Source organism: Paenibacillus aestuarii, from assembly GCF_027789125.1.
GTDB lineage: Bacteria > Bacillota > Bacilli > Paenibacillales > NBRC-103111 > Paenibacillus_E > Paenibacillus_E aestuarii.
The window spans coordinates 78,931-92,878 of the sequence record NZ_JAQFVF010000083.1 but is presented as its reverse complement, the minus strand read 5'-3'; the positions used below and the strand labels follow the sequence as shown (position 1 = coordinate 92,878).

The 13,948-nt window shown below is 43.6% G+C and carries 12 protein-coding genes; 4 read left to right on the top strand and 8 right to left on the bottom strand.

Annotated features, from left to right (window positions below; genetic code table 11):
- Positions 1-32: 32 nt before the first annotated feature.
- On the bottom strand, positions 33-761 hold the full coding sequence (gene araD, locus O9139_RS28275) for an L-ribulose-5-phosphate 4-epimerase (RefSeq protein ID WP_270885092.1): 729 nt from the start codon (positions 759-761) through the stop codon (positions 33-35).
- A gap of 705 nt (positions 762-1,466) precedes the next feature.
- Between araD and O9139_RS28270 the strand changes: the two genes are divergently transcribed.
- A complete protein-coding gene (locus O9139_RS28270) occupies positions 1,467-2,282 on the top strand; it encodes a glycosyltransferase family 2 protein (protein WP_270885091.1) in 816 nt (271 codons plus the stop codon).
- Between the two features lie 49 nt (positions 2,283-2,331).
- On the top strand, positions 2,332-3,147 hold the full coding sequence (locus O9139_RS28265; protein WP_270885090.1) for a glycosyltransferase family 2 protein: 816 nt from the start codon (positions 2,332-2,334) through the stop codon (positions 3,145-3,147).
- A 131-nt stretch (positions 3,148-3,278) separates the two neighbouring features.
- Here the strand turns inward: O9139_RS28265 and O9139_RS28260 are convergent, their stop codons facing one another.
- Entirely contained in the window at positions 3,279-4,613 is a 1,335-nt protein-coding gene (locus tag O9139_RS28260; RefSeq protein ID WP_270885089.1) for a polysaccharide deacetylase family protein, read from the bottom strand.
- Between the two features lie 222 nt (positions 4,614-4,835).
- Between O9139_RS28260 and O9139_RS28255 the strand changes: the two genes are divergently transcribed.
- Entirely contained in the window at positions 4,836-5,045 is a 210-nt protein-coding gene (locus O9139_RS28255; protein ID WP_270885088.1) for a hypothetical protein, read from the top strand.
- Positions 5,046-5,155: 110 nt separating this feature from the next.
- On the opposite strand, the gene O9139_RS28250 is transcribed toward O9139_RS28255, so the two are convergent.
- Genes O9139_RS28250 through O9139_RS28240 form a run of 3 tightly spaced genes read right to left on the bottom strand, consistent with a single transcriptional unit; the run spans position 5,156 to position 8,828 of the window.
- Complete coding sequence (locus tag O9139_RS28250) at positions 5,156-6,292, bottom strand: Ger(x)C family spore germination C-terminal domain-containing protein (RefSeq protein WP_270885087.1); 1,137 nt, start codon at positions 6,290-6,292, stop codon at positions 5,156-5,158.
- Complete coding sequence (locus O9139_RS28245; protein ID WP_270885086.1) at positions 6,289-7,386, bottom strand: GerAB/ArcD/ProY family transporter; 1,098 nt, start codon at positions 7,384-7,386, stop codon at positions 6,289-6,291. Before O9139_RS28245 ends, O9139_RS28250 begins: the two co-directional genes overlap by 4 nt.
- Positions 7,383-8,828: a spore germination protein gene (locus tag O9139_RS28240; protein WP_270885085.1), complete on the bottom strand. Its 1,446-nt coding sequence runs from the start codon at positions 8,826-8,828 to the stop codon at positions 7,383-7,385. Before O9139_RS28240 ends, O9139_RS28245 begins: the two co-directional genes overlap by 4 nt.
- 316 nt (positions 8,829-9,144) lie before the next feature.
- Between O9139_RS28240 and O9139_RS28235 the strand changes: the two genes are divergently transcribed.
- Positions 9,145-10,152, top strand: coding sequence for an FUSC family protein (locus tag O9139_RS28235; protein ID WP_270885084.1), 1,008 nt, complete (start codon positions 9,145-9,147; stop codon positions 10,150-10,152).
- Here the strand turns inward: O9139_RS28235 and O9139_RS28230 are convergent.
- From O9139_RS28230 to O9139_RS28220, 3 genes are read right to left on the bottom strand one after another with little or no spacing between them, the layout of a single operon-like run.
- On the bottom strand, positions 10,147-10,605 hold the full coding sequence (locus O9139_RS28230; protein ID WP_377525336.1) for a (2Fe-2S)-binding protein: 459 nt from the start codon (positions 10,603-10,605) through the stop codon (positions 10,147-10,149). The genes O9139_RS28235 and O9139_RS28230 overlap by 6 nt on opposite strands.
- A 21-nt stretch (positions 10,606-10,626) precedes the next feature.
- Complete coding sequence (locus O9139_RS28225; RefSeq protein WP_270885082.1) at positions 10,627-11,460, bottom strand: FAD binding domain-containing protein; 834 nt, start codon at positions 11,458-11,460, stop codon at positions 10,627-10,629.
- Positions 11,447-13,687 (bottom strand): xanthine dehydrogenase family protein molybdopterin-binding subunit, encoded by a 2,241-nt coding sequence (locus O9139_RS28220; protein ID WP_377525222.1) that lies wholly within the window; start codon positions 13,685-13,687, stop codon positions 11,447-11,449. The genes O9139_RS28225 and O9139_RS28220 overlap by 14 nt, the downstream gene beginning before the upstream one ends.
- Positions 13,688-13,948 lie beyond the last annotated feature (261 nt).

Below are 13,948 nucleotides of genomic sequence, written 5' to 3'. Positions count from 1 at the left end.
AGTCAGATCGACGCCGATCTTATAGCCTTCGGTTAATGCCGAGACAAATCTGCGGTAGTACCATTATCATTTCCAATTTGACCGTAATAAGCATTCTTTCCATGCTTACGCAGGAAATGCTTATCGAGCAATGCCTGATCCATGGAATCGATGCCCGATTGCAACTGAAGCGTATGTAAGGCGATTTTTGCCACTTCCTCTAATACGACTGCATTATGGACGGCATCGTGCGGATCCTTACCCCAATTGAAAGGAGCATGGCTCTTTACAAGCACACCTGGTACCATTGTCGGGTCTAGCCCACGGAACGTCTCGGCAATAACATTGCCAGTTTCCAGTTCGTACGCGCCTTTAATTTCCTCCTCAGTCATATCTCGTGTACACGGAATCGTACCATAATAATAGTCGGCATGCGTCGTGCCTAGCGCCGGTATGGCGCGCCCCGCCTGCGCCCAGCTAGTCGCCCACGGAGAATGGGTATGGACGATCCCGCCGATCGTCCCAAACGCCTTGTACAGCACGAGGTGCGTCGGCGTATCGGACGATGGCTTCAGTCGGCCTTCCACAATATGACCTTCCAGGTCTACGACAACCATATCATCCCGTTTAAGTGCTTCGTAAGGTACACCGCTTGGCTTAATAACGACGAGTCCAGAGGCGCGATCGATACCGCTTACATTTCCCCAAGTGAAAGTAACGAGGCCATATTTAGGCAGTTCCAAGTTCGCTTCCAAAACAGCTTGTTTCAAATCTTCTAGCAAGAACGACACACTCCTTATGCTAAAATAGCTCGCCCCCACTCTTGTGTCCTGGGGAACCTTTCATACGACTAGCTTCATTATAACTTGTACGTACAAGTTTAGCCACACCTTTTTTATAAAATGCTCCTGTTAGAGGGCTGTTGAGTCGCGGATGATTAGCTCAGGCTTGAATGTCTGTCCAGGCTTTAGTTTCTTATTAAGAATAATGTGCTTGGGGAGATCATCTTATCCATAGGAATATTCACTCCATACGAGTAAATATTGTACATGCTGATATTATATCATTCGCTCAACTTGTATGTACATGCAAAGGGATTTACTTAGAAAAAAGTCGAACAGAATCATTATGATTCTATTCGACCTTTTTAATGAATGAATTGAATCCGAGTTCGGCGAGAATTCGTCCCTGTCTTTCTTTTTTTTGTGTAGCATGCATATGCCGACTGCTATTCCGAGGTTCTTTGTTTCGAAAAATTGCACGACTGCCACGGTTCGGGAGGCATAATCTCCTCATATAATAAAGCAATAGTTTTCTACTGCTAGTAGGTTTAATCGCCATTGATGCTATTGGCAACTTTATCTCTATTCATGATAGATACTGGCTACACTTTAGACAAAACTCTGAAGTGAAGATGAACATGCATATAAGACTAGAAACGAGCAGATTTTTTCAAGGAATTGACCACAAGAAGGGAAATGATATCGATGAGTACGAGTCAAATAACCGTCGTCATCCCTGTCTATAATCGAGAAAAATATATCGAAAAGGCGCTCAACAGTGTTTTGAAACAAACCTATACACAATGGCAAATGATTATTATCAATGATGGCTCTACGGATAAAACAGGTGAAATTATTAAACGATTCACAGACGAAAAACGAATTCGGCATATTCAATATGAAAAAAATCGCGGAACGGGAAAAGCTTTGCAATCGGCATTAAAGGAGATACAGACCCCCTATTTTGTCATTCTAGATTCTGATGATTGGTTCGAACCTGACACTTTAAAAGTACTAGTCAAAGAGATGGACAAACAACCAGAAACAACCTCACTTATTTGCGCGAACTCCAACGTCTGGAAAGAACGTGTTGACAAAACAAGTAAAGTCTATCTTCTTAAAAACCGCTCCTTTCAAGATAAATATGATTTCCTTCGTTATGGTCCTGCGATTTATCCCCGTTGTATGCGTACAGCTACGGTAAGACGAGTTGGCGGGTTTGCGAATGATGATCCACATGGGGGACGTTTTGATGAAGACCGCTACCTGCTGCTAAAGCTAATTGGCATAAGCAATTTTCATTGGATTGATAAGACTCTTTATAATGTTCTCACCCATGAAGGCAACACCACTCGTCGTGAAAACCGAAAGTATTTTAAGGAAGCTAAGAAATATATATTCACCAAGATATTAAAGCAATGGGGAGACGAATATGAGCCGGTTTTTGCCATAGCAGAAGATGGCTGGTTATATATCAAAAAACTAAAACCTAAGAAAGAAGGAGTTAAGCGAATCAACTAACACATCCTGATCTGGTTATGAAGACTCGCAAAGAAAGGATGAATCCTTCATGCAAAAAGCAGAAGTGACTGTCGTCATTCCTGTTTATAATCGAGAAAAATATATAGAGAACGCCATCAAAAGTGTACAAGAACAAACTTATAAAGACTGGAAGATGATTGTTATCGACGATGGTTCAACGGATAACAGCGTTCAAGTTATCAAACCATTTCGCAGTGATAAACGGATTCAACTTGTCACACTGCCTCGTAATCAAGGAATCGCAAAGGCCTTACAAACAGCTTTAAATATGATTAGAACTCCCTACTTCGTAATCGTAGATTCCGATGATTGGATTATACCGAATACATTAGAAGTGCTTCTGAAGGAAATGAAGAAACAGCCTGAAAGCACATCACTCATCTATGGAAACACGAAGGTTTGGCAAGAGAAAAATGGAGAACTCAAGAAAATTCATGTACAGAAGCATCGATCTTTCCAAGATAAATATGATTTACTCCTGTATAATCAGATGTTCTATCCCCGTTTCTTCCGTACAGTGACCGTGCGCCAAGTTGGCGGCTTTAAAACTGATGATCCTTATGAAGGACGATATGCTGAAGATCGCAACCTCCTCTTAAGGCTTATTGCCATTAGTCGATTTCACTGGGTTGATAAGAATCTCTATAATCTTAGAAAACACAGTAACAACATTACCAAACGTGAAAATATCAAAAAGTTTGAAACGGTGATGCGCTATGTTTATACAAAAGTCCTAAAAGATTGGGGAAATGAATATGAGCCCGTGTTTAAGGTTACGAAATCGGGTTGGTTAATTATTAAGGAATTAAAGAAAATAATAAAGAAAAATAATACCGAAAAGTGAACCGAATCCAATAAAGAAGCTAATCCCGCCGAAAAAGCGGGATTTTTTTGGTTATTTCAAGTCAATGTGCATTTTCAAAATAAAAAAAGCGCTTCCCATCATAAAGTAATAGGATGAGCCTTTTTTAAAATTCACGTAGACTTCTTATGAATATCCAGCAACTCGGAGACGCTGACACATTGGTACCCTATATGTTGAAGGTTTTCAAGAATAATGCCGACTGCTTTCACCGTTTGACTCCGATCTCCGCCAGAATCGTGGAGCAAAACAATTTCCCCCTTATTACAAGCAGACATCACCGTTTTCATGATATCGTTCACGCCAACCGGGTTATAATCAAAAGTATCGACAGAGCACATAATGGTCTTATACCCTAATTCATTTACAATCTGCAGCACTTGATTATTTTTGGATAAATATGGCGGGCGAAAAATGCGAGTTTTTTTACCGGTTGTACGTTGGATTAATTGCTCTGTATCCAGTAATTCTTGATAGATTTGACTAGGACTCAATTGTGCCAAATTCGGATGATGGTAAGTGTGATTGCCGATATCATGACCTTCCGCAACGATTCTTTGTGCAAGTTCAGGATATTTTGCAACCTGCTTGCCTACCACAAAAAAGGTTGCCTTCGCGCCAAATTGTTTCAATAAGTCTAAGATCAATGGCGTATGTCTCGGGTCTGGACCGTCATCAAAAGTTAACGCGATGTGCTTACTCGGAGTTCTTAAATGATGAAACATTTTACCAGCCTTAACTGCGATCTTGTTTTTACTTGCGATGAATCTCTTAGGAGGACCAAAGCTTTTACTTTTCGCTTTAGAATGCTCGAGTAATAATTGATTGCTTATTTTCCAAGTATGATTATTCTCGGACCGCCGCAGGCAAATATAGTCATGTTCATTCGTAATAAATATCTTATAGTTATGACTTTTGCATTTTTTTAAAAATTCAAAGTCCTCGCTTATGTTAACATCTAGGAATTTCACTATTTGCCATACACTTTTCTTAATGACTAACGTGGATCCCTTCACTCCCCAAGGAGGTTGGTTTAAAAAAGTATTTCTATTATCATAAGCCAAATGCAAGGCAAACTTATCTTTATCTTTAAAGTACATGTAAACAGTTTTTTTACATACGATATCCGCATTCCACTTTCTCATCGCATGGATCTGATTCTTTAGATAATTGGGCGAATAGTAATCGTCATCATCTAACTTCGCGAAAGTATCATACTTGCTCAATCTAACCCCAAAGTTCAGGCATTCACCTAACGTATGATTATACATCTCATATACTGAAATATTTTTATAGGGTCTGGATTTTTCTCTCCATTTTTCTATATTCATTTTTTCATGATTCAAAATAATAATTAATTCCTTTCTTTGAACTCTTTGTTTCAAATAGTTTTCAAAGATATTATCAATGAATTCCTCCCTCTTCGTACAGCAAATCACGGATATCATTGCTTTCCCCCTTCCCAAGACGGGTTCCCATAAGGTTGGATATATTTTAGTTTATTAATAAATTAACCATGATGCTTGGACTAAAGTTTAACGCAATCAAAATGTGGCCCGGCCGATTCGTCATCTTCGTCCCCGCCTCAGAATCATGAATTTACGCTCACGCCCGTCGGCCCGCTGCTTGACAGCAGCGCAGGCCAAACGATAAAGAAGCGCGGCGGCCCCGTGCCGGGTGGCGCCGGTCTAAAAGATATACCAATCGGCAAGTACAAAGCAACCGCCAGATGGATGCCGGTAGGGCACGCACCGATGCCTTTGCAGATGAAATGGGAAGACCATGACGGTGATTTCGCCGATTCTGTCGTATTCGAATTCGAAGATACCGATGGAATCTCATCCGTCTATCGAACCGAGCTTGAAGTCAAGCTTCCATGAGAAGCCGCAGTTCAAACGTTCGAAGTATCCCATAAGCCGAAAGCAGTATCACAGTTAAAAAAAGGACTGAAACCGTTTGGTTTTCAGTCCTTTTTTCTGTTCGTCGCCGCTCATTTGATTTCCGTATTCAATATTTTAACTTCAAACTTGGGCTCGATCAACATTCGAGGATAATCCGTTCTCCACTCCAATGACCGCCATAGGTCCGGATAGAATGCCTTTAGTTCTTTTCCGATACCTAGAACGTCTGAATTCGCATCTTGCAACTTTTTTATCGTCTCAACCGCCATTTCGTTGAGATGCTTGCTTAGTTCTTTTTCCATGTTCCTGACGTATTCGGATTTCAGAGCATGAACTTCTTCACCAAGCTCAGTTGCATTTATGTTCATCTTGACTCTAAGGGTAATATTCGGCAACGCATTTGAATTGGGGGTTACGATGATTTTTAAGCTCACCTTTTTTGTGAAAAACGCATAATCAATGTCGTTCAAGTGACCCGTTCTTGGTTGTCTGCCATCATTAAGTTTGGAAGAAAACCCTCTCAATTTTTGCCGTAAACTACCATCCCCTATCAATAACATTAATGTTCGTACTTGTTCCTGACTTAATTTAATCCCTGTACTGGTACTCTGGCGGAATAATAGGGCTCCGTCTAATTCAATTCGTGAATTTACATGTTTTAACAGAGGCAGAGCAAAATCCTCCAAAGGATCTTCTTTAGATAAAAGAAAATGCATCATTGTAACGTTGGAAATCATCCCATAAGTCTCCAATGATAACACGAAATCATTCAGCAATTTCGTATTCTCTTTTCTTGAGCCAGAGATCTGTTTGAAAAATGTTGAATCCTTCTCATCAAAAACGACGATAGGCGAGTTGATTGTCGTATATGGAGTGTCGAGCAAAAAAGCCAGTTCTCGAACAGGGTTATGAGCTGCAAAACGCTCGCTTATTAAAAAGATTCGCGTGTTAATCCCGATGAAGGGACCACGGTCTTTGTATTGCCCTTGCCCTACTGCTTCGACCACACTCGGTCCGAATAGCTGAGTTGTTTCCGAAATGGGTTCACCATTTCCCTGGCCCGCTCTTTTCAGTTTGGTTATAACGAAATTCAACAATACTTTCTTGCTCTTCTCGTCATAATCCACCCCGACAATATCAATATTATTAAGACTTCTCAGTGGCAATCGATCCCAACAACCGGTCAAAAACAATAGCAACACAATGGCTAGTGCAGCTTTTTTCATTGAATGCCCCGCTTTCCTCTTCCAAGTGAAACAAGCAGTAGAAGTGTCGGCAGTATAGCAGTAACGAAGATGGTGGCCAAATTATGATAGCTGGAAAACCGAAATATCATCTGACGGTCAGAGCCCCATAAGCCGAGCAGGAAGCAAATGATTCCCACTATCCAAACGATGTAAGTATGATTTCCACGTGCTTTGCCCGAAGCGAAAGCCAAATAACGCGCAGACAAGAAGAAGTACACATAGGCCGTTACGGTCGTGACGGAAAGCCAAACTGTCATAAATACAATGTCCAGGCTTTGCACGACGGGCCATTTGAACTGACGGAGAATGAAAACCATAGGCTCAGGTATCTCTTTTAGCTGACTTTCGCTGAAGTTAAACGTCACAATGATTGCTATTAGTACATAAAAGAGGGTCGTAAATCCGTTAGCAGCCGACATTGCGATGATGACGTCCTTCTTCTTGCGGTAACTTAAAGATGGGAAGACGTATAGAAGAAGCTCATACCCCGCATATGCCCAAAATGCATGGATCGAATCCCTCATTATCGCACCGATACCATGAATGCCGATTGGAAAAAAGTGTCGTATGTCACCTTTTCCAGTGCCGCTGATAAATATAATCAATATGCAAATCAGAAACATGAACAAAATGGACTGTGTGATTGTAGCCATAGACCTGAGCGAAGACGTGGCGATAAACGCGGCGATCCCAACAGAGAAGCCGATTAACACAAACCATGGAGTTCTGATTAAAACCCATCTGTTTAGCACATCGGCGTAAGAGACGATGACCATAAGACTGGATTCAGCACAGTATATACCAATCATGATATTTAGAAGTACGCCTATCGGCTTACCGACAATTGCAAATATGTATTGAGGTAAGGACCGATCGGCATACCTCGAACTGAGAATATAAATAATGAGGATAACCGCTTGTGCGATTACCCCCCCGATAAATACGGATATCCATGAGTCATAGCCCGAGTGACGGGATTCTGCAAAGGGAATCGATAATACGGAAACACCGACTTGGGTTAAAACAACGAGATGAATAAGCTGATTTAAAGAAAGCTTTTCAAGATGGATCATTTGTTTTTCCCCTTTTGAATTCGAATTCTCGTCTTATCTTTCGCCAAACTTTCTTTCGTTCGATTTTTTAGGCTCCTAATCGGACCTCTGAACAGCGTGTCCACGATCGTTTCCTTGTTCATTCCAGAATAAAAGTAAGGAATTCCCATCGTATGCAAGCGTGCCAAATGCGCCAGCACCAGAAGGAAAGATAGTTCTAATCCGATAAGCCCAAAAATCGCCGACATGAGGATGAACGGATACGATAATAATCGCGCTGCGCTGCTCATTTCGTAAGAAGGAATATTAAATGAGGCAATGGCTGTAAACGCTACGATGATGACCATCATGGTGGAAACCAAATTCGACTGTACAACAACTGTACCGATGACAATACCACCGACAACGCCGATCGTTTGTCCAATTGGGCTGGCAAGCCTGACTGTGGCTTCGCGTAATATTTCAAGTGTAACCAACATGAAAATCGCTTCGAGTACAGGGGGCATAGCCACGTATTGCATAGAACTTTGAAGCGTTAGCGCAATTTCAAATGGAAGCACTCGGGGATCAAACGTGACCAATGCTACATACGCACCTGGCAAGCTGATAGCAATAATAAAGCTCACGATCCGAAGTAAGCGGAAGGTACTGCCGAGCAACCAACCGATTTGATAATCATCAGGGCTTTGCAAAAACGCCCAGAACGAGACAGGAAGAATAATGCAATCCGGCGAACCGTCGGTTAGAATTGCTATTTTTCCATTCATTAAGTATGATCTTACCCGGTCTGGTCTTTCGGATATGAGCAGTTGAGGAAAAAGGGAGAATCTTTTCTCTTCAATTAATTCCTCGATAAATCCGGGTGCTTCGATGTAATCGATGTCAATGCTGCCGATTCTGCGCTCAAACTCTTGAATAACTTCCTCGTTAGCAAGATCACGAAGATAGAGTACAGCGACTTTTGTATTCGAACGGCGGCCGAGGCGGTAATATTTCACGACGAGATCAGGAGTCGCGATCATTTTGCGCATTAAGTTAATATTCGTGCTGACGTTCTCGATCAGCGCTTCGTTGGAGCCGCGCAATACTCGTTCATTAACGGGTATATTCACCGCGCGTTCTTTCTTAAGCTCGGTTCCAAGCAGATAAAACTTCGCTTCTCCGTCGATTTGAAGTACTGTATTGCCTTCAACGATTGCATTTACCGCGTCGATTAGCAGTTCTGTCTCCGTAAATTCCAGAACAGATACAGACCCGCGGAGGGTGGATTCATTCGTTTGATGAAGAATGGGACGGATAATATGCTCCTGAACCGCCTCAAGCTCAATCATGGTATCTAAGTAAAAAAGACGATACATGCGGTCGCCGGATTGGAAGTTAGTCGCCTTGAAGTCGGAACTATGAGATAGCATGTCTTGCAGCGACTTTTCGTTGCTGTCTAGAGATGGATCGGCTTTTATCACGGTTCCCTCTCTTTCAAAATGGTAAGTTTCGCCTATTTTTCCCACTGATTGCATTTCTATTCCAAGATCAAACCAAATGGGCCTATATAAAATAAAAGTCTGCTCCAGGGGTTCCTGGAGCAGACTTTGTCTTGTCATTACTACTTAGTATAGCCGCAGGATTAGACGGCTTACGATCATCAAAGTAAAGTGTGATATATTTCAGAAAACTTCAAGGTGTTGTCGTTATTGCGGGGATGAAGAATGTATAATTTATCATTCTTGAATAAAAATATGCACAATGATTTTAATCCATAGCTCTTCGGGAGAGAATAAAATGCAGAAAAAGATGACGGATCTGATCAAAAATCATGGGGTTGTATGGAAAATACCGGTTGCCTCTGTTCTTTCATGGGAATTTGCGGAATTGGCCGGATCCAAGCATCCGTACCTAGCTCCTCTAACAGTGATTTTATCCATGCAATTATCGATCGACAAATCCATACAATTTGCCTGGCAGCGCGTTCTAGGAACGATAGCCGGTGTCCTTTTTACCGTGTTGATCACGCCTTTTATCCCAACTGACGGTTGGAGCATCGGTCTCCTCTTACTTGTTGGAGCACTTATCGTTAGCAGTTTCAAGTTGGATCATGCCATTTTGGTGCAAGTTGAGCTCAGCATTTTATTAGTCATGTATTTTCAAAGCAAAATGCCAACTTATCCCCTCGATCGGATACGTGATACGATAATTGGAGCCGCCATCGCCATGGCGATCCATATTCTTCTATTTCCGCCCGATTCGGTGAATAAGGCTAAGAGAAAGATGGTCCAATTCTCGGACCATCTTGTCGATCATCTCACAAATACTTCTCTTTGGGTTCAAGATGGCTGCCCCGCAAATAAAGTCCAATCGTTGCAATCCAACATGCAATCATTATTTCAGGAGCTTCATCAAACAACAACTGAGCTCGATAAAGCAGAACAAAGCTTGCGGATGAATCCGCTAGGCACCCGTAAACGCGCTACGATGAACCAACTGACACAGCACATGCAACAGCTTAGATCCGGATATGCCAATCTGGCCGACATGATACAAGTTCTTTCGAAATGGTCCGAAAATGGAAATTTTACAAAAGAGAATCAGCAGCTATGGGCCGATCATATCAGTGGGTTAGCGATGCTTGTTAAACAATGGACACAAGGCTGGAATGAGCCGGGGGCTTATCGCGAGACTTCCATGGAACCCGCCCATCAAATAAAAACCCCCGCCCATTTGATGAACGACCAATATCCACTTTCGCTATATACGAAGGCAGAACAAATGGTTCAAGACTTTTCATTATGATTCCTTCGAGCTAAAAACTTCCTTAACGGCCCGATGAATTTCTTCGTAGGACGTACACCTGCAAATATTGGATTCCAGCCAAGCTCGGATCGTTTCTTCATTTGCATGAGGGTTAACGATTCGTAAGCCCTCACCATTCATAATAAAACCGGGCGTACAGTATCCGCATTGGAGTGCCTGGTTTCGAACAAAAGCATGTTGTACCGGAGAGTTCGTCAAACCCTCGATCGTTGTCATCCGCGTTCCATTTGCTTCTACAGTAAGCATTAAGCATGATTTCATCGGCAAGTTATCTATCAATATGGTACACGCACCGCAGTCGCCGTTATCGCAGCCGGATTTACTTCCCGTAAGCCCGAGGCTGTCTCGAAGTGAATATAAGAGTATATCCGCAGCTCTTACTTGAAGGGCACGTTTCTCGCCGTTAACTTCGAATTCGACTGCGTACATCATAGTTTCGCGCGACGGCATCCTTCACCTGCTTTCCAATGAATGTACAGCGTCGGCCATCGTTTGTTTGAGAACGAATTCCCGATAGGGCGCGGAACCCTCCACATTATGCAGCAAAGGTGCGGGTAATTGTCCGATCGCCTTTTCTATTCTCGCCGCCAATGGTATCGAGGAATCGTTCAATGTATGATCGATTACGGCGGATCGAAATGGGAATGAGCAGACACCGCTGTATGCGGTATGTATCTGATTCTCTTTCTTCAAAGCGGCTACGGTTACAAGTGGATAGCCTATGCTTCCGATTTGCCGTTTTTTGTAATGAATGAAAGGCAATGATAAGTAGCTTCGATCCGTCCGAGTCTGAACCAGAAACTCACCATTTTCCAATCTCAATTGCTGTGAGAAAACCAGATGAATCGAAGCTTCTCTTATTCCTTGAATGCCTGCAATCACCATTCGGGTGTTAGCCAGGAGCAGCGGGAGTACGGCTTCCCGGTAATATATTTTTCCACAAATGTTGCCCCCGAGCGTAATTTTATTCCGGGCCGTTTGATCGGCAACTCCCGATGCCGTTTCACTGAGTAATTCGAAGAGGTTCGCCGCAGATATTGCCGATAACGTAACGCAAGCCCCGATAACAAGCTGATCCTTGTTTAGCTCCATCACATTGCATGCTGGAATGGCCTTTAGATCGATCACAGCACCCGGATGTATGGCATGGGTGCGAGCCCACGTAATGATTTCCGTCCCACCAGCGTAATAGACCGGATTTTTTCCCTGTTTCTGCAAAAGCTGAAACCATTTCACAGCATGCTCAATGGATGAAGGTTTATAGTAATCAAAATTAAACGGAATCATGGATCGTCCTCCAGATCATCTCAGGCGTGAGAGGAAGACGATTCAGCGCTGCTCCAGCGGCGTTGGTCAAACTATTCGCCAGTGCTGCAGGCATGCCGATCAAGCCATGCTCACCGATACCGCGCAAACCAAAAGGCGCTTCTAGATGAGGCGTCTCGACGAATTCAACGATATACTGGGGCTGCTCTCCATAACGAATCAATTTGTACGTTCGAAATTGCGGGTTCAGTACTTTGCCCCTATCATCAAAAAAGAAAGATTCTCTGCTGGCAAGACCTAAACCAATACTCATAGCGCCGGTAACTTGGCTTCGGGCCATGACCGGATTGATCACCTTACCGGCATCGATGACCGTTGTTGCTTTAACGATCCGGTATGTGTAATCTTTCGAATTCAACTCCACCTCAACCGCTTGTGCGCCTACCGACCATTCCGGTCCGGGATTGCCTTGACCGGTTTCAGGATCCAATAAGGTTAAATTCCGCATCGCATAGCTCCCACGCCCAATAACTTGACCACCGATTGTATGTCCGTTCGGGTATCTATAGCCGTTTGCGATGTGCTTAATGTCGATCCCGATTTCCGGATGTTCGATAACGAATACGCGGCCCTCTCCGACGTCTAGCTCTTGTGTTGAGCATTGCAATACGATTGCTGTGATGTTTTTTAATTGGGCGATCGCATCATCCGCGGCAAGAAGAACCGCATTCCCGACGAGAAATGTGCTGCGGCTCGCCACTGTTTTCCAGTAATAGGGATCCTTCTCGGTACTGATATCCATAGAAATCTGGATCATTCGCTCTTCCATCCGCAACCGCTCGGCTAACAGCTGCGTCAGAGCCGTCCTCGTGCCCTGGCCGATTTCCACGGCGCCGCACAAGAGATTAACGCTTCCGTTATCATTAAATACCACCACTGCTCCCGCGCCGGCATCTGTCGGCGTATCTGAATTTTTCCAGAAACAGCTTACTCCTATCGCTTTGATGAGATCTCCATCCGGTTCACGGAGAGGGCGGTCATCCCAATCGAGTAACGATTTCAACTTGGCAATGCACATGGGCAAATCGCCCAGATTACTTCGATCTAATAAAGTGCGTGTCGGGGACGTATCTCCTGGACCTATCGCATTATTAAAACGGAATTCCAAAGGGTCCATCCCCACCTTTTTGCCCAAAACTTCCATCGCTCTTTCCATAGCAAACGTCAGTTCAGGATGACCGAATCCACGAAATGAAGTCGAATACGGGTGGTTCGTATACATGCACAGCGAATCGCAATGAACGTTATCGATACGATACGGCCCTGTGCAATCGATAGCTCCCGATCGGCTCATAAGAGTCCCCCGATCGGAATATGCCCCACCATCATAAAGATGCAATATTTCTGCAGCCGTCAGTTTACCTTCTGAGGTACAGCCAAGCTTTATAGTGGCATACAGTCCGATATGGACCGGTGATGAGATCATGTCCACCTCACGGGAATTCACAAGCTTCACTGCCCTCCCCCCCACTGCACGAGAAGCTAAATAAGCAAGAAGCTCCAGCTGGACTGCGGCTTTTCCGCCAAAACTCCCGCCGACCAGCGGTGTATGGACGATCACTTGATGAAGCGGTATTTGAAACGCTTCGCTGAGCGCTAGGCGAATGATATAGGGCGATTGTGAGGTAGAATGGATGATCACTCTGCCGTCAGGCATAATCTGAGCCGAACTGCAGCGCACTTCCATCGCAGCATGATCTGATTGGGGTAAGGAAACTTCAATTTCAATCATATGATCGCTATTTCGCCAGCCTTCCGCCATATTTCCCTTACGTATTTTTGTCCGGTTCGCGATGTTTGTTCCGGGCTCCGGGTAAACCTGTTCATAGCGTTTGTACGTGCCAAGCTCTTCGTGAACGAGTGGAGCCTCGCGCTGGTACGCTTCTTCGGGGGAAAGAACGACTGGTAAAGGCTCGTAATCCACTTTGATCCGGTGAGCTGCCATCTCGGCAATATAGACTTCGTCGGCGACAACAAGGGCAACAGGCTCGCCAAAATATCTCACTTTGTCAATCGCAATTGGAGGACGATCAGCCAGTGGAGACCCTGTCAATATCGGGGCATATTGCCCGGTTATGACGGCTTTAACTCCCGGAATTTTCATGGCTTCGGACGTATCAATCGCTTTAATTTTCGCGTGTGCATGCGGACTGACTGCCAATTTGGCATGTAATAGCCCTGGTAGCATTACATCATTGACATAATGGGCTCTACCTGAAACTTTTTCCCATATTTCCTTTCTGGGGATACTTTTCCCAAGCGAAGACCGGATGTTGACCCCCTCCTTTAATTGAGATGAAGTTATAAAGCTTAAGTATTCTTCATTTCCTATTTATATAAATGACTTGTTGTCCTTATTAATTAAATTCATGTCATAAATGACAAGAACTTTATCCCATTCCCAACAAAAAAACCATCGCCATTTAAATTTGACGATGGTTTTTCTTTT